The following is a 20,279-nucleotide window of genomic DNA, read 5'->3' on the forward strand; positions in this document are numbered from 1 at the left end:
TAAAGAAGTTGGCCTGATTAGCGCAGCGCCATCAGGCAATGTCGCGGAAGTAATGCCGGATGGCGGCTTTGCCTTATCCTGCCTACGGTTTTTGATTGTCCTATTTTCAGGAGCAAACAGTGCAAAGTGTTGATGTAGCAATTGTTGGTGGCGGCATGGTGGGGCTGGCGGTTGCCTGCGGCTTGCAGGGCAGCGGGTTGCGCGTTGCAGTGTTAGAACAACATGTTCCGCAGCCTTTGGCGGCGGATGCACCTCCTCAGCTTCGCGTATCGGCCATTAATGCCGCCAGTGAAAAACTGCTTAGCCGACTGGGCGTCTGGTCCGACATTGTTGCCCGTCGCGCTTGTTGCTACCACGGCATGGAAGTCTGGGACAAAGACAGCTTTGGGCGTATTGCGTTTGATGACCAGAGCATGGGCTACAGCCATTTAGGCCACATCGTTGAAAACTCAGAGATCCATTACGCACTCTGGCAAAAAGCGCAGCGTTCAGCGGATATTACGCTGATGGCGCCCGCTGAGTTACAGCAGGTAGCCTGGGGTGAGAATGAGGCATTTCTGTCCCTGAAAGATGGCGCAATGCTGACAGCTCGCCTGGTGGTCGGCGCCGATGGCGCTAACTCCTGGCTGCGCAACAAAGCGGATATTCCGCTCACTTTCTGGGATTACCGTCATCATGCGCTGGTGGCGACTATCCGTACGCAGGAAGCTCACGGCGCGGTTGCGCGGCAGGCGTTTCACGGTGAGGGGATCCTGGCGTTCCTGCCGCTCAGTGACCCGCACCTGTGCTCTATCGTCTGGTCGCTTTCGCCGCAGGAAGCAGAACGCATGCAGCAGGCAAGCGTTGACGAGTTTAATCAGGCGCTGAATATCGCTTTTGATAATCGCCTGGGGCTGTGCAGCCTTGAAAGCGAGCGTCAGGCGTTTCCGCTGACGGGACGCTATGCCCGTCAGTTCGCTGCTCATCGTCTGGCGCTGGTGGGGGATGCGGCGCATACCATCCACCCGCTGGCGGGTCAGGGGGTTAACCTTGGATTTATGGATGCGGCGGAGCTGATCGATGAGCTGAAGCGGCTCCAGCGTCAGGGCAAAGATATTGGTCAGTATCTCTATTTGCGCCGCTACGAGCGCAGCCGTAAGCACAGCGCAGCGATGATGCTGGCCGGTATGCAGGGCTTTCGTGAACTGTTTGCAGGCGAGAATCCGGCGAAAAAACTGCTGCGTGATATTGGTCTGAAACTGGCCGATACCCTGCCAGGCGTAAAACCACAGCTCATCCGCCAGGCGATGGGACTGAACGATCTTCCTGAGTGGTTACGCTAGCGTCCGTAAGGACAATCTTAAGAGTTTGAGACCCGTCACACTTTCCACTCCCGGCCTGAGCGCCGGGGTGCTTCTCTCATTTGAAATAATCTAATTCCACGCCTTTTTTCGCATTAGTTTTTTTTATATTACGTTTTTTTCATAACGCCATTTTTGACAATTTTTCCACATTTAATGTTGGTTGGTGCTGTTAATTCCAGCTTGTATTTATTTTTTATTCTGATTATTTGCCGTATGGATGGGGTTTTGTTCTGCCGGTGATTTTGCTGTTTTTGGCCATAAGCTAATGTGATGGTTAATTTTGCCTTATGGTTTAGCGTCTGTTTCGGTGGTAAGTTCAGGACAAAGAGAACGTTTGCGTCGTGGCCCCTGGAGCGGCTGCGGTGCTGGGTTTCGTGGCGAAAATTTCACCGCGAAAGAGTTGGTAGCCCCGCTTATTCAACGAGGAAAAGATGGCTCAACAGACTCCTTTGTACGAACAACACACGCTATGTGGCGCGCGCATGGTAGATTTCCATGGCTGGATGATGCCACTGCATTACGGTTCTCAGCTTGATGAACACCATGCTGTTCGCACCGATGCCGGAATGTTTGATGTGTCACATATGACCATCGTCGACCTGCGCGGTAGCCGCACCCGGGAGTTCTTGCGTTATCTGCTGGCAAACGACGTCGCGAAGCTAACGAAGACGGGTAAAGCCCTCTACTCCGGTATGCTCAACGCTTCGGGCGGCGTGATAGATGACCTGATTGTCTACTACTTCACTGAAGATTTCTTCCGCCTCGTTGTAAACTCCGCCACCCGCGAAAAAGACCTCTCCTGGATTACCCAACACGCTGAACCTTACGCCATCGACATCACCGTTCGAGACGATCTATCGCTGATTGCGGTGCAGGGCCCAAACGCGCAGGAAAAAGCAGCCACATTGTTTACTGACGAGCAGCGCCAGGCGGTAGAAGGCATGAAGCCGTTCTTCGGCGTTCAGGCGGGTGATTTGTTTATCGCAACCACCGGTTATACCGGCGAAGCAGGCTATGAAATTGCCATGCCGAGTGAAAAGGCGGCAGACTTCTGGCGTGCGCTGGTACAAGCAGGTGTCAAACCTTGCGGTCTTGGCGCGCGCGACACGCTGCGTCTGGAAGCCGGCATGAACCTGTACGGTCAGGAGATGGACGAAGGCATTTCCCCGCTGGCGGCCAACATGGGCTGGACTATCGCGTGGGAACCGACTGACCGCGACTTTATCGGTCGGGAAGCGCTGGAAATGCAGCGTGAAAAAGGCCACGAACAGTTGGTTGGACTGGTGATGACCGAGAAAGGCGTACTGCGTAATGAACTGCCGGTGCGTTTCACCGATGCTTCCGGCAATCAGCAGGAAGGCATTATCACCAGCGGGACATTCTCCCCAACCCTGGGTTACAGCATCGCGCTGGCGCGTGTCCCTGCGGGTATTGGTGAGAATGCGATCGTACAGATCCGTAACCGCGAAATGCCGGTAAAAGTGACTAAACCTGTTTTTGTGCGTAACGGCAAAGCCGTCGCGTAATTCATCCTTTTTTGGAGATTGATTGATGAGCAACGTACCTGCAGAACTGAAATACAGCAAAGAACACGAATGGCTGCGCAAAGAAGCTGACGGCTCTTACACCGTTGGGATCACCGAACATGCTCAGGAGCTGTTAGGTGACATGGTTTTCGTTGACCTGCCCGAAGTTGGCGCAACCGTCAGCGCGGGCGATGACTGCGCCGTTGCGGAATCCGTAAAAGCGGCATCCGATATTTATGCGCCAGTAGGCGGTGAGATTGTTGCGGTTAACGACGCGCTTAGCGACTCCCCGGAACTGGTCAACAGCGAGCCGTATGCAGGGGGCTGGATCTTCAAAATCAAAGCCAGCGATGAAAGCGAAATTGAATCGCTGCTGGATGCGACTGCATATGAAGCTTTGTTAGAAGACGAATAAATACGCTTCATTCTTCACGTTGCAGGTGTGTTGGCTTTCTTGCACACCTCAGTTACTTACTGATGTAAGCTCCTGGGGATGTGCTGCGTCGCCGCCTTCCTGCAACGCGAATTTTTTGCGTATTCAGGTAAGTAGAGACACCTACGATTCACTGCACGTTTCAGGAACCATCGCCCATGACACAGACGTTAAGCCAGCTTGAAAATAGCGGCGCTTTCATTGAACGCCACATCGGACCGGACGCCGCGCAGCAGCAAGAGATGCTGAATGCGGTTGGCGCCGAGTCGTTAAACGCGCTGATCGGCCAGATTGTGCCGAAAGACATTCAGCTCGCAACCCCGCCACAGGTGGGCGAGGCGGCGACCGAATACGCTGCGCTGGCTGAATTAAAAGCCATCGCCGGGCGTAACAAGCGCTTCACGTCCTACATTGGCATGGGCTACACCGCCGTGCAGCTGCCACCGGTTATCCTGCGTAACATGCTGGAAAACCCGGGTTGGTACACCGCCTACACCCCGTATCAACCGGAAGTCTCCCAGGGCCGTCTGGAAGCATTGCTGAACTTCCAGCAGGTGACGCTGGACCTGACCGGCCTGGACATGGCTTCCGCTTCTCTGCTGGATGAAGCTACTGCTGCAGCTGAAGCCATGGCGATGGCCAAACGCGTCAGCAAACTGAAAAACGCCAACCGTTTCTTTGTGGCGGCTGATGTTCATCCGCAAACGCTGGACGTAGTGCGTACTCGTGCGCAAACTTTTGGTTTTGACGTCATTGTTGATGACGCGGCAAAAGCATTGGATCATCAGGATGTGTTCGGCGTGCTGTTGCAGCAGGTTGGCACCACCGGTGAAGTGCACGACTACAGCGCCCTGATGGCTGAGCTGAAATCCCGTAAAATAGTGGTCAGCGTCGCTGCCGACTTTATGGCGCTGGTACTGCTGACTGCACCGGGCAAACAGGGCGCGGATATCGTTTTCGGCTCTGCGCAACGCTTCGGCGTACCGATGGGCTACGGCGGCCCGCACGCGGCATTCTTTGCCGCTAAAGACGAATTCAAACGCTCCATGCCAGGCCGTATTATCGGCGTCTCCAAAGATGCAGCGGGTAATACCGCCCTGCGCATGGCGATGCAGACTCGCGAACAGCATATCCGCCGCGAGAAAGCGAACTCCAACATTTGTACCTCGCAGGTTCTGCTGGCCAACATCGCCAGCCTGTATGCCGTTTATCATGGCCCGGTTGGCCTGAAACGCATCGCTAATCGCATCCATCGTCTGACCGATATTCTGGCAGCCGGTCTGCAACAAAAAGGATTAAAGCTGCGTCATGCGCACTACTTTGACACTTTGTGTGTTGAAGTGGCCGATAAGGCTGCGGTACTGGCGCGTGCTGAAGCGGCAGAAATCAACCTGCGTAGCGATATCCATAACGCGGTAGGTATTACGCTCGATGAAACCACCACCCGTGAAAACGTGGTGCAGTTGTTCAATGTTCTGCTGGGAGACAGCCACGGTCTGAACATCGATACGCTGGACAAAGACGTGGCGCTCGACAGCCGTTCCATTCAGGACAGCATGCTGCGTGATGATGCGATCCTCAGCCATCCGGTGTTTAATCGCTATCACAGCGAAACCGAGATGATGCGTTACATGCACTCGCTGGAGCGCAAAGATCTGGCCCTGAACCAGGCAATGATCCCGCTGGGATCTTGCACCATGAAGCTGAACGCTGCCGCCGAGATGATCCCTATCACTTGGCCGGAATTCGCTGAACTGCATCCGTTCTGCCCGCCAGAGCAGGCAGAAGGTTATCACCAGATGATCGGCCAGCTTTCCGAATGGCTGGTAAAACTGACCGGTTATGACGCAGTCTGCATGCAGCCGAACTCCGGCGCGCAGGGCGAGTATGCGGGTCTGCTGGCGATTCGCCATTATCACGAAAGCCGTAACGAAGGCCATCGCGATATCTGTCTAATCCCGGCCTCTGCCCACGGTACCAACCCGGCCTCCGCACAGATGGCGGGTATGCAGGTAGTGGTTGTCGCCTGTGATAAAAACGGCAACATCGATCTTGGCGATCTGCGTGAAAAAGCGGCGCAGGCGGGTGAAAACCTCTCCTGTATCATGGTGACCTATCCCTCTACTCATGGCGTGTATGAAGAAACGATCCGTGAAGTGTGCGACGTTGTGCACCAGTTTGGCGGCCAGGTTTATCTTGATGGCGCGAACATGAATGCTCAGGTTGGGATCACCACACCGGGCTTTATCGGTGCCGATGTCTCACACCTTAACCTGCATAAAACATTCTGCATTCCGCACGGCGGCGGCGGCCCAGGTATGGGTCCAATCGGTGTTAAATCGCATCTGGCGCCGTTCGTGCCGGGTCATAGCGTAGTACAGATTGAAGGGATGCTCACCCGTCAGGGCGCGGTTTCTGCGGCACCGTTCGGTAGCGCATCCATTCTGCCGATCAGCTGGATGTACATCCGTATGATGGGGGCAGAAGGTCTGAAGCAGGCAAGCCAGGTGGCGATTCTCAATGCTAACTACATTGCCAGCCGTCTGAAAGATGCCTATCCGGTGCTGTATACCGGTCGCGATGGTCGAGTGGCACATGAATGTATTCTCGACATTCGCCCACTGAAAGAAGAGACCGGCATCAGCGAACTGGATATTGCCAAGCGTCTGATCGATTACGGTTTCCATGCGCCGACCATGTCGTTCCCGGTAGCGGGTACGCTGATGGTGGAACCGACTGAATCGGAAAGCAAAGTGGAACTGGATCGCTTTATCAATGCGATGCTTGCAATCCGCGCTGAGATCGATCGCGTGAAAGCCGGTGAATGGTCGCTTACAGATAACCCGCTGGTTAACTCCCCGCACACGCAAAATGAGCTGGTCGCGGAGTGGAATCACGGTTACAGCCGCGAAATCGCCGTCTTCCCGGCGGGCGTAGCGAACAAATACTGGCCGACCGTGAAACGCCTTGATGACGTTTACGGTGACCGTAACCTGTTCTGCTCCTGCGTGCCGCTGAGCGATTATCAGTAATCGACTGATTCAGCTATCTTTTAAAGGCGCTTCGGCGCCTTTATTTTTGGGGAGAATAGTGATGGCTATAGCACTGGTTACGGGGGGCAGTCGCGGTATTGGTCGGGCAACCGCGCTGCAGTTAGCGCTAGAGGGTTACACGGTCGCCGTTAACTTTCATCACAATATTCGTGCGGCAACGGAGGTGGTGAACAATATCGCCGCTGCGGGAGGAAAGGCGTTTGCTCTGCGGGCAGATATCAGCGATGAAAGCCAGGTCGGGGCGATGTTTGAGTCCATTGACCGCGAGGGTGAGCCGCTGACTGCGCTGGTGAACAATGCCGGGATTTTGTTTGAACAGAGCACGGTGGAAAGTCTAACCGCTGAGCGTATTAATCGCGTCCTGGCGACTAATGTTACCGGTTATTTTCTGTGTTGTCGGGAAGCTGTAAAGCGCATGTCGTTTAAGCACGGCGGTCAGGGCGGGGCGATTGTGAATGTCTCTTCGGCGGCGTCACGGCTTGGCGCCCCGTTCGAATACGTTGATTATGCAGCCTCAAAAGGTGCGGTGGACACGCTTACCACCGGCCTCGCGTTGGAGGTTGCGGCGCAGGGGATACGCGTGAACTGCGTGAGACCCGGTCTTATCTACACGGAAATGCATGCGTCAGGCGGCGAGCCGGGAAGGGTGGATCGCGTGAAATCCATGTTGCCTATGCAGCGCGGCGGACAGCCGGAAGAGGTCGCGCAGGCGATAACCTGGCTGCTGAGTGAGAAGGCGTCTTACGTCACGGGCAGTTTTTTGGACCTGGCCGGCGGGAAGTAATGCGTTGCTTGCCGGATGGCGGCGTAAATGTCTGCTCTGGTCTACAGGTTCAGTTCCCGTAAACCGGATAAGCGCAGCGCCATCCGGCAAAAAATTACAGATTCTCGCCGTTGCTGGCAATCACCGCTTTATACCACTCAAAACTTTTCTTACGCGATCGCGACATATCGCCGGTGCCGTCGTCGTGTTTGTTCACGTAGATAAAACCGTAGCGTTTGCTGTACTGGCCGGTGGTGAACGAGACGCAGTCGATGCAGCCCCACGGCGTGTAGCCCATCAGATCTACGCCGTCATACGTTACCGCTTTCATCATCTCTTCGACGTGGGCGCGCAGATAGTCGATGCGGTAGTCATCGTGGATGCTGCCGTCTTCTTCCACTTTGTCGTAAGCGCCAAATCCGTTTTCAACGATAAACAACGGCTTCTGATAACGCTCGTACAGTTCGCATAAGGCGTAACGCAGGCCGACCGGATCAATCTGCCAGCCCCAGTCGGATGCTTTGACGTGCGGGTTCGGCACGCTGCCCTCAAAACCGGAAATTGCATCGCCGCTACCACCTTCCGCTTTTACCGCGTTGGTCATGTAGTAGCTAAATCCGAGATAGTCGCAGGTACCTTCACGCAGGATTTGTTCATCGCCAGCTTCCATTCGAATATTGAATTCGCGGCGCTCCCACTCGTTCAGTACATAAGATGGATAGTAGCCGCGTAGTTGAACGTCGGTGAATACATAGCGTTCACGCATCGATTCCTGCGCGAACATCACATCTTCAGGCTTACAGGAGAACGGGTATAGTGGGACCATTGCCAGCATGCAGCCGACTTTCATTTCAGGGTTGATGCGACGTGCGGCTTTCACCGCCAGAGCGCTGGCCACGAACTGGTGGTGCAGCACCTGGTACATAGTCTCTTCCGGGTTTTCATGCTCGGTATACACCACGCCGGAGCAGCAATAGCCAAACAGCGGTGCACGCCAGTTACGCTGGTTGTTGATTTCGTTGAAGGTCATCCAGTATTTGACTTTGTGCTTGTAGCGCTCAAAGACCACTTCAGCAAAACGGACAAAGAAATCGACGACTTTACGATTGGTCCAGCTACCGTACTGTTGAACCAGGTGTAGCGGCATTTCGAAGTGGGAAAGGGTGATGACCGGTTCGATATTGTACTTCAGCAGTTCATCAAACATGTCGTCGTAGAATTTTAGCCCTTCTTCGTTTGGCTGGGTTTCGTCCCCTTTGGGGAAGATACGGGTCCAGGCAATTGACGTACGGAAGCATTTGAAGCCCATCTCGGCAAACAGCTTAATGTCTTCTTTGTAATGACCGTAAAAATCGACGGCTTCGTGGTTGGGGTAGTACTTACCTGGCACGACGTCCTGAGTGATTTCTCGCGGAACTCCGTGTGCCCCCCCGGTCAGTACGTCGCAAATGCTGGGCCCTTTGCCACCTTTATTCCAGCCGCCTTCAACCTGATGCGCCGCAACCGCGCCGCCCCATAAAAAATCGTTTGGTAAGGTAATTTTTTTCATCTGCGCTCAGTCTCAAATTAATACAATCTGATTTTGAGTCTAACAAAGGAAAGATAAATGTCACGATATAACAAAATAGCGTTAATGTGATTTGTTACATCAAAAAAACATATTGTTTTTTTACGCTATTCTTTTCGCCAGTTTGCGACCGAGTGATTCCAGAATATAAATAACGGGGATCTGCGTGGTTATATCGTATACCCCGGCAATGCGCGTCTGTGGAACGTGCCAGGAGAGATTAAAGTCGGCAAGTTTCGCGAGGCGCGAATGTTCATGGCTGGTGACCGACAGAACCTTACAGTTATGCAGGCTGAACTGGCTGGCAAAGCGAAGGATCTCTTCGGTTTCTCCAGAAACGGAAAGCACAATCGCCAGCGCGTTTCTGGCCATATCATTTGTTACCGGGAAATAAGGATCATCGATGTGATTACTGAATTTTCCGACGTTTGAGAAAAATCGTGCACCATATTTTGCCAGGGCTCCGGATGTTCCCGCCCCGACGAATATAATACGCTCGGAAGATAATATAATATCAACAGCCTGATCGAGTAGTTTGTCGAACTCGTCGTTATTGACGCCTTTAAAGAAGCTGATAATTTCGCTGGCACCGAAATTAGCCTGTTGCGGTTCATTCTGCTCTAAATATAATTTGAAGCGTACGCGAAATTCTGAGTAACCTTCACACTTAAGCTTGCGGCAAAAGCGCAGTACGGTGGTGGTGGAAACGCCCACGGCATCCGCCAGTTCGCGAATGGTCATGTACATGACTTTGTCACGGTTTTTGATGACATAGTTGTAGACCAGCATCTCAAGATTGTTGAGACTGGCGATGGCAGCGTGGGAGAACATACTCACAATGGCAAAACTCACTCATCAGACTTCATCTACAGGGAATAATAACATGCAGCCAAATGACATCACTTTTTTTCAGCGTTTCCAGGATGACATTCTGGCCGGACGCAAAACCATTACGATTCGTGACGAGTCCGAATCACACTTCAAAGCCGGTGACATTCTACGGGTTGGGCGCTTCGAAGATGAGGGGTACTTCTGCACGATTGAGGTTGTTGGCACCTCAACCGTCACGCTGGATACGCTGACGGAGAAACATGCTCGCCAGGAAAACATGACGCTAGAAGAACTTAAACACGTGATTGCCGAGATTTACCCGGATCAAACACAATTTTATGTGATTGATTTTAAATGTCTTTGATTTTAACGGTACGCCTGTTAGCTGAATATTAAAATATAATGTCATGATTTTTATGGATTGTTATTTAGTTGGCAAATATTTTAGCTAACAGGTGTTCACTGGAACCATTCTCAGTTACGCTAGAGGAGCAATCACGATAGTGTTCGTTTCTCGGGAGTAAAATATGGTTCAGAAGCCATTAATTGCGCAGGGATATTCGCTGGCAGAGGAAATAGCCAATAGCATCAGTCACGGTATCGGGCTGGTGTTTGGGATTGTCGGACTGGTATTGTTGCTGGTTCAGGCAGTGGATACCAACGCCAGCGCCATGGCGATAACCAGCTATAGCCTGTATGGCGGCAGCATGATCCTGCTGTTCCTTGCCTCAACTTTATATCACGCGATCCCCCATCAAAGAGCGAAAGTCTGGCTGAAAAAGTTCGACCACTGCGCGATTTATCTGCTGATTGCCGGGACCTACACGCCATTTCTGCTGGTGGGGCTGGATTCGCCGCTGGCACGTGGACTGATGATTGTTATCTGGAGCCTGGCGCTGCTCGGTATTTTATTCAAACTGACCATTGCGCACCGGTTTAAGGTCCTGTCGCTGGTAACCTACCTGGCGATGGGCTGGCTATCGCTGATTGTGGTGTATCAACTGGCGGTTAAGCTGGCGGTGGGTGGTGTGACGTTGCTGGCAGTTGGTGGTGTGGTGTATTCGCTGGGCGTTATTTTCTACGTCTGTAAGCGCATTCCATACAACCATGCGATCTGGCACGGCTTTGTGCTGGGTGGCAGCGTTTGCCATTTCCTGGCGATCTACCTGTACGTGGGGCAGGCGTAATTATTATTACCCAGCGGTGCTGTGCTTACCGGGTCTTTAAAACTCGTGACCCGGTAAGATAAAGTCACCACCCGGCGATTTACTCTTCCAGCGAATAAGGCAGCGGTACGATATGCAGCGTTTTCGCGTCGTCACGAACGCGGAACACGCTGTCGGCTTCCATGTCGTTATTCATCACAACCTGCACCAGTACCTGTCCATCCGCCAGTTGCACCGCGGCGAGTACGGTGCCGGTACGACGCCAGTTCTCACCCATTTTCAGCTCCAGGTCTTCACCTGCTTCCGGTACCCGACTGGCCGCACCTGCCAGCGTCCACATGGCACGTTTGTTGGCTCCGCGGAATTTTGCGCGAGCAACCATTTCCTGACCGGTATAACAGCCTTTTTTAAAGCTGATCCCGCCCAGAGCCTGCAGATTGGTGGCTTGCGGAATAAACTGTGCGCTGTTGGCAGTATCAATCACCGGAATACCTGCTTCGATATCCAGCGCCAGCCACTGTTGGCTGTTATTTAACTCCGCTTCACCGCGCAGCTTCTCTACCAGGGTTTCCGCCGTTGCAATATCAACGATCAGCAGGAAACGCTCAGAGGGATGTTCGAACCACAATATGGTGGAAGAACCTTCAGTAATGACCTGCTTATCGCTGTTTGGTAATTCGCTAAAGAGATTGGCCAGCGCTGCGCGCGCCTGGAATCCCGCGACGCCCAGCAGTACGCGCTCGTCGTCCGGGGCAATCGCCACTTTCGAGAAGACCGCATATTTTTTCAGTTCGGTGAGCTGCGCATCGCGCAGATTACGGCGCTCAAGCCATGCAAAACCGTCACCCTGGCGGAACAGACGCAGGTTGCTCCACATTTTACCTTTGGCGTCACAATGTGCTGCCAACACGTGCTGATGCTCAGTCATCTGGCTGACATCCGCTGTGACCTGACCCTGAATATACTTCTCACTGTCGACACCGGTGATGGTGGCGAGCGCCCATTCATCGAGCGTCATTAGCGTCAGAGGCAAGCGCGTTGACGCGAAAGGCTGGCGAGGAGGAAAAGATATAAAAGCCATAATTAATGTCCTGATTTGCTTAACGCAGTGATAATGACTAATGGTAAAAGAGCTATGGCCCATTGCAAGCGGTTTAAACAGGCTATTTGTGCCATATATTAAGCTTTGCGAGGAGACATCCAAAAATGCTGAATCCTTTGACTTAATGTGGTTTTATTTAGCGAGCACGCTTCCGTTTGCTGATATTCCCGTAAATATGAGGGAAAAACACGTTACAATAGCGGGATACTTCGTTTTCGCGAGACAGGAAGAAGAACATGGATATTAACAACAAAGCACGTATTCATTGGGCATGCCGTCGCGGTATGCGTGAGCTGGACATCTCGATCATGCCGTTTTTCGAACATGAATATGACAGCTTAAGTGATGAAGAAAAACGTATCTTTATCCGTCTGCTAGAATGTGATGATCCAGACTTATTTAACTGGTTGATGAATCATGGGAAACCGGCTGATGCTCAGCTAGAGCAGATGGTGCGACTTATCCAGACACGGAATCGGGAACGTGGTCCAGTGGCAATCTGATTTACGCGTTTCATGGCGCGCGCAATGGCTTTCGTTGCTCATTCATGGGCTGGTCGCGGTATTTATATTATTGATGCCCTGGCCATTGAGCTACACCCCATTATGGCTGGTTCTGCTCTCTCTGGTGGTGTTCGATAGCGTCCGTAGCCAGCGCCGAATCAATGCCTGTCAGGGCGAGATTCGGCTGTTGATGGACGGTCGTCTGCGCTGGCAAGGGCAAGAGTGGACTATTGCTAGCGCACCCTGGATGGTCAAAACAGGCATGATGCTGCGTTTACGTTCCGATGCCGGAAAACGTCAGCATTTGTGGCTGGCGGCAGACAGTATGGATGACGCGGAGTGGCGGGATTTGCGGCGGTTAATACTGCAACAGGCGAAGCAGGGATAATGCTGATGAATGCCTGATGGCGTGCAGCGTTAAGGTCTACGGTTCGGTGCGGCATGTAGGCCGGATATGGCGTTTAAGCCTACATCCGGCAAAATGGTTATCAGGACCAGTGTTCGGCCATTTCACCAAGGATTTGCTCGCACCAGGCCTGAATGCGTTCATCGCTGAGATCGTACTGGTTTGTTTCATCCAGTGCCAGGCCAACAAACAGCTGTCCATCGGCAATGACGGGCTTATCGCTGGTAAATTCATACCCTTCGGTTGGCCAGTAACCAACAAATTTTACGCCTTTGGTGACCAGTTTATCGTGCAGCATACCCAGCGCATCCAGGAACCATTCACCGTATCCCAACTGATCGCCCATACCGTAAAGCGCAACAATTTTGCCTTCCAGGTTGAGGTCGTCCAGTTGCTCCCAGACCGCTTCCCAGTCCTCTTGGATTTCACCGAAATCCCAGGTTGGGATGCCTAAAATGAGCACGTCATACTGCTCCATTAAGGTCGGGGAATCATCTTTGAGGTTGTGCAGTGTCACCAGTTCGGGACCCAGGATATCGCGGATTTTTTCTGCTGCCATTTCGGTATAGCAGGTGCTGGAACCGTAAAAAAGACCCATGTTCATGACGTAAACATCTCAATTCTGCTGTAGCGTTGCGGGTAGTGTAACAGAATCGCCGCATTCTCGGCACAATGAGGCATAATGCATCAAAAATGAGAGTGAAATAAGGGGCGCGAGTGGAACAGGATCTGGCGCGCATCGAGCAGTTTCTTGATGCCCTGTGGCTGGAACGAAATCTGGCGGAAAACACGCTAAGTGCGTATCGTCGCGATCTGACCATGCTTGTTGAATGGCTACATCACCGCGGCGCCTCGCTTGCGACCGCGCAGAGTGATGACCTGCAAGCATTGCTGGCTGAGCGGATGGATGGGGGATATAAAGCCACCAGTTCCGCACGCTTGCTCAGTGCAATGCGGCGTTTTTTTCAGCATCTGTACCGTGAAAAATATCGCGAAGATGACCCCAGCGCCTCGCTTGCATCACCTAAACTTCCGCAGCGTCTGCCCAAAGATCTCAGCGAAGCACAGGTCGAACGACTTCTGCAGGCGCCGCTGATAGAACAACCGCTGGAACTTCGCGACAAAGCCATGCTGGAAGTATTGTATGCCACAGGCCTGCGCGTGTCTGAACTGGTGGGGCTGACGATGAGTGACGTCAGCCTGCGTCAGGGCGTGGTTCGGGTGATCGGTAAAGGTAATAAAGAGCGCCTTGTCCCGTTAGGTGAGGAGGCGGTGTACTGGCTGGAAACGTACCTGGAGCATGGGCGTCCGTGGTTGCTCAACGGTGTATCAATAGATGTGCTGTTTCCCAGCCAGCGGGCGCAACAGATGACTCGTCAAACCTTCTGGCATCGTATCAAACACTATGCTGTGTTGGCTGGAATCGACAGCGAAAAGCTGTCCCCGCACGTTCTGCGGCATGCGTTTGCCACGCATCTGCTCAACCATGGCGCTGATCTGCGCGTGGTGCAGATGCTACTGGGGCATAGCGACCTCTCGACAACGCAGATTTATACTCATGTCGCAACGGAGCGCTTGCGGCAACTACATCAACAGCATCACCCGCGAGCGTGAGTGCTGACAGGAAAGGATAGGTTATGAAAAAACGTTTTATGATATTCACCCTGCTGGCGACGGCGTTTTCCGGCATGGTACATGCAGACGATGCGGCGATTCGCCAGTCATTAGCGAAGCTGGGTGTTAAGAGTACCGAGATTCAGTCTGCTCCGGTTGCGGGCATGAAAACTGTACTGACCAATAGCGGCGTGTTGTACGTTACCGAAGACGGTAAACATATTATTCAGGGACCGATGTATGACGTGAGCGGTGCAAGCCCGGTAAACGTCACCAACCAACTGCTGATGAAGCATTTGAACGCGCTGGAAAACGAGATGATCGTCTACAAAGCGCCGCAGGAAAAACACGTCATTACCGTTTTCACCGACATCACCTGTGGCTACTGCCACAAGCTGCATGAAGAGATGAAAGACTACAATGCGTTAGGGATTACCGTACGCTATCTGGCCTTCCCTCGTCAGGGACTGGAAAGCCAGGCCGAGCAGGATATGAAATCTATCTGGTGTGCGAAGGACAAAAACAAAGCCTTTGACGACGCCATGGCTGGCAAAGATGTGAAGCCAGCGACCTGTAATGTGGACATCGCTAACCACTACGCGCTGGGCGTACAGTTCGGCGTCAGCGGTACGCCGGCGATTGTGCTGAGCAATGGCTATGTAGTGCCTGGCTATCAGGGCCCGAAAGAGATGAAAGAATTCCTCGACGCACATGCAAAACAAACCAGCGGTAAATAATTCGCGTGAAACAACAGATACAACTTCGTCGGCGTGAAGCCGACGAGACCGCCGAGCTACCTGCCGACTTGCCGCCATTGCTGCGCCGTTTATACGCCAGCCGCGGTGTGCGCAGCGCGCAGGAGCTTGAGCGTAGTGTGAAAGGCATGCTGCCGTGGCAGCATTTGAACGGTGTCGAAAAAGCGGTTGAAATCCTCTATAACGCTTTTCGCGAAGGAACCCGAATCATCGTGGTCGGCGATTTTGACGCCGATGGCGCGACCAGCACCGCGCTCAGCATTCTGGCGATGCGCGCGTTGGGCTGCAGTAACGTGGACTACCTGGTGCCTAATCGTTTTGAAGATGGTTATGGCTTAAGCCCGGAAGTCGTTGATCAGGCCCATGCCCGTGGCGCTCAACTGATTGTCACCGTCGACAACGGCATCTCGTCCCACGCGGGTGTTGAACATGCCAGAACGCTGGGGATCCCGGTCGTTGTGACCGATCACCATCTGCCAGGGGACACGCTGCCGGGCGCTGAAGCGATCATCAATCCTAACCTGCACGATTGTGAATTCCCGTCTAAATCGCTGGCTGGCGTTGGCGTGGCCTTCTATCTGATGCTGGCGCTGCGCACCTTCCTGCGTGACAAAGGCTGGTTTGATGAACGAGGAATTGCGCCGCCGAACCTGGCGGATTTGCTCGATCTGGTTGCGCTTGGTACGGTGGCCGACGTGGTCCCGCTGGATGCCAATAACCGCATTCTGACGTGGCAAGGCTTAAGCCGTATTCGTGCCGGAAAGTGCCGCCCTGGTATAAAAGCGCTGCTGGAGATTTCCAATCGCGACCCACTCAAATTGGCTGCCAGTGATTTAGGTTTTGCCCTCGGGCCACGGCTGAATGCAGCGGGGCGTCTGGACGATATGTCCGTTGGCGTGGCGCTGTTGCTGTGCGACAACATTGGTGAAGCACGCGTGCTGGCCAATGAGCTGGACGCACTCAACCAGACGCGTAAAGAGATCGAGCAGGGTATGCAGGCGGAAGCGCTGACTCTGTGTGAAAAGCTGGAGCGCAGTAGCGATACGCTACCGGGCGGTCTGGCGATGTACCATCCCGAGTGGCATCAAGGAGTGGTGGGGATTCTGGCATCGCGTATTAAAGAGCGCTTTCACCGTCCGGTAATTGCGTTTGCCCCGGCCGGTGACGGTACGCTGAAAGGCTCCGGGCGCTCGATTCAGGGGTTGCACATGCGCGATGCGCTGGAGCGCCTGGACACTCTTCATCCAGGTATGATCCTCAAGTTTGGCGGTCACGCTATGGCGGCGGGTTTGTCGCTGGAAGAGGCGCAGTTTGAGCGTTTCCAGCAGCGTTTCGGCGAACTGGTAACCGAGTGGCTGGACCCCGCCTTACTGCAGGGCGAAGTGGTGTCAGACGGTGCTCTGAGCGCGGCGGAGATGACCATGGAGGTCGCGCAAATGCTGCGTGATGCCGGACCGTGGGGACAAATGTTCCCGGAACCGCTGTTTGACGGGCATTTCCGTCTGCTTCAGCAGCGTCTGGTCGGTGAGCGTCATCTGAAGGTGATGGTGGAGCCCGTCGGTGGTGGACCGTTGCTGGACGGTATTGCGTTTAACGTTGATACCACCTGCTGGCCGGATAACGGTGTTCGCGAAGTTCAGCTTGCCTACAAACTGGATATTAATGAGTTTCGCGGCAACCGCAGCCTGCAGATTATAATCGATAATATCTGGCCACTTTAGCGTCACTTTACACAAAATCATTCAAGCTGCATCGAGGCGGCAAGTGGATGAGTCTCCATGAGCGTACGAGTAGTACGTGACCGGGGAGAAATCGCGCAGCCAACAAAGAGGCAGCTTGAAGGATGATGTGTATATTCGCTATAAAAAAGGGTGTGGATTCGTTACAATCCCGCTCTTATAACCGCATTTTGACTAGTCCAATAAAAGAAATCAGACAATGTTTGAAATTAATCCGGTAAATAACCGCATTCAGGACCTCACGGAGCGCTCTAACGTTCTTAGGGGGTATCTTTGACTATGATGCCAAGAAAGAGCGTCTGGAAGAAGTAAACGCCGAGCTGGAACAGCCGGACGTATGGAACGAACCCGAACGCGCGCAGGCGCTGGGTAAAGAGCGTTCCTCCCTTGAGGCCATCGTCGATACGCTCGATCAGATGAGCCAGGGCCTGGAAGATGTCTCCGGCCTGCTGGAACTGGCTGTAGAAGCCGACGACGAAGAAACCTTTAACGAAGCCGTAGCAGAACTTGATACGCTGGAAGATAAGCTGGCCCAGCTGGAATTCCGTCGTATGTTCTCCGGTGAATATGATAGCGCAGATTGCTATCTCGATATTCAGGCTGGCTCAGGCGGTACGGAAGCACAGGACTGGGCAAGCATGCTGATGCGTATGTACCTGCGTTGGGCTGAAGCGCGCGGCTTTAAGACTGAAATTATTGAAGAATCTGAAGGTGAAGTGGCGGGTATTAAATCCGTGACCATCAGAATTGCTGGCGAATATGCTTACGGTTGGTTGCGTACCGAAACCGGTGTACATCGCCTGGTGCGTAAAAGCCCATTCGACTCCGGCGGTCGTCGCCATACGTCGTTCAGCTCTGCGTTTGTCTACCCGGAAGTTGACGATGATATTGATATCGATATCAACCCGGCGGACCTGCGTATTGACGTTTACCGCGCTTCTGGTGCGGGCGGTCAGCACGTTAACCGTACCGAATCTGCGGTGCGTATCACCCACATCCCGACCGGGATTGTGACGCAGTGTCAGAACGACCGTTCCCAGCACAAGAACAAAGACCAGGCCATGAAGCAGATGAAAGCGAAGCTTTATGAACTGGAAATGCAGAAGAAGAATGCCGAGAAACAGGCGATGGAAGATACTAAATCAGATATCGGCTGGGGTAGCCAGATTCGTTCTTATGTCCTTGATGACTCCCGCATCAAAGATCTGCGTACCGGGGTTGAAACCCGCAACACGCAGGCGGTGCTGGATGGCAGCCTGGATCAATTTATCGAAGCAAGTTTGAAAGCAGGGTTATGAGGAACCAACATGTCTGAACAACACGTACAGGGCGCTGACGCGGTAGCCGACCTTAACAATGAACTGAAAACGCGCCGTGAGAAGCTGGCGAGCCTGCGCGAGCAGGGGATCCCCTTCCCGAACGATTTCCGTCGCGATCATACCTCAGACCAACTGCATGCTGACTTCGACGCGAAAGAAAACGAAGAGCTGGAAGCGCTGAACATTGAGGTATCCGTTGCTGGCCGCATGATGACCCGCCGTATTATGGGTAAAGCATCATTCGTTACGCTGCAGGATGTTGGCGGCCGTATTCAGCTGTACGTTGCTCGCGACGATCTGCCGGAAGGCGTCTACAACGAGCAGTTCAAAAAATGGGATCTGGGCGATATCCTCGGCGCGAAAGGTAAGTTGTTCAAGACCAAGACCGGTGAGCTGTCTATCCACTGCACCGAGCTGCGTCTGCTGACGAAAGCGTTGCGCCCATTGCCGGATAAATTCCACGGTCTGCAGGATCAGGAAGCGCGCTATCGTCAACGCTACCTGGACCTCATCTCTAACGATGAATCCCGCAATACCTTTAAAGTGCGTTCACAGATTATGGCTGGTATCCGCCAGTTCATGGTTGGTCGTGGCTTTATGGAAGTAGAAACCCCGATGATGCAGGTGATCCCTGGCGGGGCGGCAGCGCGTCCGTTTATCACCCATCATAACGCGCTGGATCTGGACATGTACCTGCGTATCGCGCCGGAACTGTACCTCAAGCGCCTGGTGGTTGGCGGCTTCGAACGCGTATTCGAAATTAACCGTAACTTCCGTAACGAAGGCATCTCTGTTCGCCATAATCCAGAGTTCACCATGATGGAACTCTACATGGCTTATGCGGACTACAAAGATCTGATCGAACTGACCGAATCGCTGTTCCGTACGCTGGCGCAGAACGTTCTGGGAACGACTGAAGTGCCTTACGGCGAAGAAGTCTTTGACTTTGGTAAGCCGTTCGAAAAACTGACGATGCGCGAAGCGATTCAGAAATACCGTCCGGAAACCAACATGGCCGATCTGGATAACTTCGATTCTGCAAAAGCGATTGCGGAATCTATCGGCATCAAAGTTGAGAAGAGCTGGGGTCTGGGCCGTATCGTGACAGAAATCTTTGAAGAAGTTGCAGAAGCGCACCTGATTCAACCGACCTTCATTACCGAGTACCCGGCAGAAGTTTCTCCGCTGGCGCGTCGTAATGATGAAAATCCGGAAATCACCGATCGCTTCGAATTCTTCATTGGCGGACGTGAAATCGGTAACGGCTTCAGCGAGCTGAACGATGCAGAAGATCAGGCGCAGCGTTTCCAGGATCAGGTTAACGCCAAAGATGCAGGTGACGACGAAGCGATGTTCTACGACGAAGACTATGTTACCGCTCTGGAACACGGTCTGCCGCCGACTGCGGGCCTGGGCATTGGTATCGACCGTATGGTTATGCTGTTCACAAACAGCCATACTATCCGCGACGTAATCCTGTTCCCGGCAATGCGCCCGGTTAAGTAAGATGTGAAATGCCGGATGGCGGCTGATGCCTTATCAGGCCTACGATGCGTTATGTAGGCTTGATGGGCGTAGCCCCGTCAGGCAATCAATTCCCGTTGGCAAACTTGCGCAGTAACTCTCGCGCCTTAACATCTGAAACCTGCATTACCATCCACGGGCTAAAAGCCCACGGCGTCGCGTCAATCCCGCTTAAAACATCCTCAAGCTTGCTCCACTGGGAATCCATCACTTCATCTGGGTTTAGCTGTAGCTCACTGACGATATGTGCGGCATAAACCGGGCATACTTCGTTTTCCACTATTCCACTCGGATCCGTGGCGCAATAACGAAAATCAGCATACACGGGGCTGAGCGAGTCGATGTCTGCACCCAGTTCGAAGCAAGCCCGGCGGATAATAGCGGCTTCGGTGGTTTCACCCAACTGCGGGTGACCGCAGACAGAGTTGGTCCAGACGCCTGGCCAGGCTTTTTTGTGCAGCGAACGGCGGGTGACCAGCAGTTGACCCTGCTCGTTAAATATCCAGCATGAGAAAGCAGAGTGCAGGGGGGTTGTGGCGGTATGCGCCGCATACTTTTCCAGTGTTCCACAGGGCTGGCCCTGCTCATTCAATAAAATGACATGTTCCTGTCGCATAGCGTCCACCATCAATCTT

19 protein-coding genes are annotated in these 20,279 nt (G+C 53.3%); 14 read left to right on the forward strand and 5 right to left on the reverse strand.

Features of this window, described 5'->3' with window-relative positions; genetic code table 11:
• Positions 1–119 precede the first annotated feature (119 nt).
• From ubiI to HV229_RS04640, 5 genes are all read left to right on the forward strand, one after another.
• On the forward strand, positions 120–1,322 hold the full coding sequence (ubiI, locus tag HV229_RS04620; protein WP_016154357.1) for an FAD-dependent 2-octaprenylphenol hydroxylase: 1,203 nt from the start codon (positions 120–122) through the stop codon (positions 1,320–1,322).
• 452 nt (positions 1,323–1,774) lie between these two features.
• A complete protein-coding gene (gene gcvT / locus HV229_RS04625; RefSeq protein WP_016157417.1) occupies positions 1,775–2,869 on the forward strand; it encodes a glycine cleavage system aminomethyltransferase GcvT in 1,095 nt (364 codons plus the stop codon).
• A gap of 25 nt (positions 2,870–2,894) precedes the next feature.
• Entirely contained in the window at positions 2,895–3,284 is a 390-nt protein-coding gene (gene gcvH / locus HV229_RS04630; protein ID WP_003026965.1) for a glycine cleavage system protein GcvH, read from the forward strand.
• A gap of 176 nt (positions 3,285–3,460) precedes the next feature.
• Positions 3,461–6,334 carry an aminomethyl-transferring glycine dehydrogenase gene (gene gcvP, locus HV229_RS04635; RefSeq protein ID WP_095716014.1) on the forward strand — a complete coding sequence of 958 codons (2,874 nt, stop codon included), beginning with the start codon at positions 3,461–3,463 and terminating at the stop codon, positions 6,332–6,334.
• Between the two features lie 61 nt (positions 6,335–6,395).
• The gene (locus HV229_RS04640) at positions 6,396–7,139 is read left to right on the forward strand and encodes an SDR family oxidoreductase (RefSeq protein ID WP_181546970.1); all 744 of its coding nucleotides are present in this window, start codon (positions 6,396–6,398) and stop codon (positions 7,137–7,139) included.
• Positions 7,140–7,233: 94 nt separating this feature from the next.
• Here the strand turns inward: HV229_RS04640 and bglA are convergent, their stop codons facing one another.
• On the reverse strand, positions 7,234–8,667 hold the full coding sequence (gene bglA, locus HV229_RS04645) for a 6-phospho-beta-glucosidase BglA (RefSeq protein WP_181546972.1): 1,434 nt from the start codon (positions 8,665–8,667) through the stop codon (positions 7,234–7,236).
• A 120-nt stretch (positions 8,668–8,787) separates the two neighbouring features.
• Positions 8,788–9,516 carry a MurR/RpiR family transcriptional regulator gene (locus tag HV229_RS04650; protein ID WP_003838265.1) on the reverse strand — a complete coding sequence of 243 codons (729 nt, stop codon included), beginning with the start codon at positions 9,514–9,516 and terminating at the stop codon, positions 8,788–8,790.
• Positions 9,517–9,568: 52 nt separating this feature from the next.
• Here HV229_RS04650 and yqfB point away from each other — a divergent pair, with 52 nt between their 5' ends.
• Both yqfB and HV229_RS04660 read left to right on the forward strand, forming a co-directional pair.
• Positions 9,569–9,880 carry a N(4)-acetylcytidine aminohydrolase gene (yqfB, locus tag HV229_RS04655; RefSeq protein ID WP_016154352.1) on the forward strand — a complete coding sequence of 104 codons (312 nt, stop codon included), beginning with the start codon at positions 9,569–9,571 and terminating at the stop codon, positions 9,878–9,880.
• 163 nt (positions 9,881–10,043) lie between these two features.
• Entirely contained in the window at positions 10,044–10,703 is a 660-nt protein-coding gene (locus HV229_RS04660) for a hemolysin III family protein (RefSeq protein ID WP_016154351.1), read from the forward strand.
• A gap of 79 nt (positions 10,704–10,782) precedes the next feature.
• On the opposite strand, the gene ygfZ is transcribed toward HV229_RS04660, so the two are convergent.
• Positions 10,783–11,763 (reverse strand): tRNA-modifying protein YgfZ, encoded by a 981-nt coding sequence (ygfZ, locus tag HV229_RS04665; RefSeq protein ID WP_181546974.1) that lies wholly within the window; start codon positions 11,761–11,763, stop codon positions 10,783–10,785.
• Positions 11,764–12,020: 257 nt separating this feature from the next.
• Here ygfZ and sdhE point away from each other — a divergent pair, with 257 nt between their 5' ends.
• Together sdhE and HV229_RS04675 are read left to right on the forward strand one after the other, a co-directional pair.
• Positions 12,021–12,287, forward strand: a complete 267-nt coding sequence (sdhE, locus tag HV229_RS04670; RefSeq protein WP_016154349.1) for an FAD assembly factor SdhE — start codon at positions 12,021–12,023, stop codon at positions 12,285–12,287.
• Positions 12,268–12,675 (forward strand): protein YgfX, encoded by a 408-nt coding sequence (locus tag HV229_RS04675; protein WP_016154348.1) that lies wholly within the window; start codon positions 12,268–12,270, stop codon positions 12,673–12,675. Before sdhE ends, HV229_RS04675 begins: the two co-directional genes overlap by 20 nt.
• 100 nt (positions 12,676–12,775) lie before the next feature.
• Here the strand turns inward: HV229_RS04675 and fldB are convergent, their stop codons facing one another.
• Positions 12,776–13,297, reverse strand: coding sequence for a flavodoxin FldB (gene fldB / locus HV229_RS04680; protein ID WP_016154347.1), 522 nt, complete (start codon positions 13,295–13,297; stop codon positions 12,776–12,778).
• 113 nt (positions 13,298–13,410) lie between these two features.
• On the opposite strand from fldB, the gene xerD reads away from it, so the two are divergent.
• The 5 genes from xerD to lysS all read left to right on the forward strand — a co-directional run bounded on the left by xerD (position 13,411) and on the right by lysS (position 19,626).
• A complete protein-coding gene (gene xerD / locus HV229_RS04685; protein WP_016154346.1) occupies positions 13,411–14,307 on the forward strand; it encodes a site-specific tyrosine recombinase XerD in 897 nt (298 codons plus the stop codon).
• 23 nt (positions 14,308–14,330) lie between these two features.
• The gene (gene dsbC, locus HV229_RS04690) at positions 14,331–15,044 is read left to right on the forward strand and encodes a bifunctional protein-disulfide isomerase/oxidoreductase DsbC (protein ID WP_181546976.1); all 714 of its coding nucleotides are present in this window, start codon (positions 14,331–14,333) and stop codon (positions 15,042–15,044) included.
• 5 nt (positions 15,045–15,049) lie between these two features.
• Complete coding sequence (gene recJ / locus HV229_RS04695) at positions 15,050–16,783, forward strand: single-stranded-DNA-specific exonuclease RecJ (protein WP_016157413.1); 1,734 nt, start codon at positions 15,050–15,052, stop codon at positions 16,781–16,783.
• Between the two features lie 217 nt (positions 16,784–17,000).
• Positions 17,001–18,099 (forward strand): peptide chain release factor 2 gene (prfB, locus tag HV229_RS04700; protein ID WP_100250065.1). Its coding sequence is split into 2 segments (ribosomal slippage): positions 17,001–17,075 and positions 17,077–18,099, totalling 1,098 coding nucleotides; the frame shifts between segments, so codons are not numbered across the junction.
• A 9-nt stretch (positions 18,100–18,108) separates the two neighbouring features.
• Positions 18,109–19,626, forward strand: a complete 1,518-nt coding sequence (gene lysS, locus HV229_RS04705; RefSeq protein WP_005123357.1) for a lysine--tRNA ligase — start codon at positions 18,109–18,111, stop codon at positions 19,624–19,626.
• Positions 19,627–19,711: 85 nt separating this feature from the next.
• Here lysS and idi read toward each other — a convergent pair whose 3' ends face one another.
• Positions 19,712–20,260 (reverse strand): isopentenyl-diphosphate Delta-isomerase, encoded by a 549-nt coding sequence (idi, locus tag HV229_RS04710; protein WP_016154343.1) that lies wholly within the window; start codon positions 20,258–20,260, stop codon positions 19,712–19,714.
• Between the last annotated feature and the right edge of the window lie 19 nt (positions 20,261–20,279).

This window comes from Citrobacter sp. RHBSTW-00524 (assembly GCF_013747755.1).
GTDB classification, from domain to species: domain Bacteria; phylum Pseudomonadota; class Gammaproteobacteria; order Enterobacterales; family Enterobacteriaceae; genus Citrobacter; species Citrobacter braakii.

Excerpts from the sequence above, each read along its gene's own strand:
- gcvT (WP_016157417.1), top strand. The coding sequence starts at position 1,775 with ATGGCTCAACAGACTCCTTTGTACGAACAACACACGCTATGTGGCGCG.
- gcvH (WP_003026965.1), top strand. The coding sequence starts at position 2,895 with ATGAGCAACGTACCTGCAGAACTGAAATACAGCAAAGAACACGAATGG.
- gcvP (WP_095716014.1), top strand. The coding sequence starts at position 3,461 with ATGACACAGACGTTAAGCCAGCTTGAAAATAGCGGCGCTTTCATTGAA.
- HV229_RS04640 (WP_181546970.1), top strand. The coding sequence starts at position 6,396 with ATGGCTATAGCACTGGTTACGGGGGGCAGTCGCGGTATTGGTCGGGCA.
- bglA (WP_181546972.1), bottom strand. The coding sequence starts at position 8,667 with ATGAAAAAAATTACCTTACCAAACGATTTTTTATGGGGCGGCGCGGTT.
- HV229_RS04650 (WP_003838265.1), bottom strand. The coding sequence starts at position 9,516 with ATGTTCTCCCACGCTGCCATCGCCAGTCTCAACAATCTTGAGATGCTG.
- yqfB (WP_016154352.1), top strand. The coding sequence starts at position 9,569 with ATGCAGCCAAATGACATCACTTTTTTTCAGCGTTTCCAGGATGACATT.
- HV229_RS04660 (WP_016154351.1), top strand. The coding sequence starts at position 10,044 with ATGGTTCAGAAGCCATTAATTGCGCAGGGATATTCGCTGGCAGAGGAA.
- ygfZ (WP_181546974.1), bottom strand. The coding sequence starts at position 11,763 with ATGGCTTTTATATCTTTTCCTCCTCGCCAGCCTTTCGCGTCAACGCGC.
- sdhE (WP_016154349.1), top strand. The coding sequence starts at position 12,021 with ATGGATATTAACAACAAAGCACGTATTCATTGGGCATGCCGTCGCGGT.
- fldB (WP_016154347.1), bottom strand. The coding sequence starts at position 13,297 with ATGAACATGGGTCTTTTTTACGGTTCCAGCACCTGCTATACCGAAATG.
- dsbC (WP_181546976.1), top strand. The coding sequence starts at position 14,331 with ATGAAAAAACGTTTTATGATATTCACCCTGCTGGCGACGGCGTTTTCC.
- lysS (WP_005123357.1), top strand. The coding sequence starts at position 18,109 with ATGTCTGAACAACACGTACAGGGCGCTGACGCGGTAGCCGACCTTAAC.
- idi (WP_016154343.1), bottom strand. The coding sequence starts at position 20,260 with ATGCGACAGGAACATGTCATTTTATTGAATGAGCAGGGCCAGCCCTGT.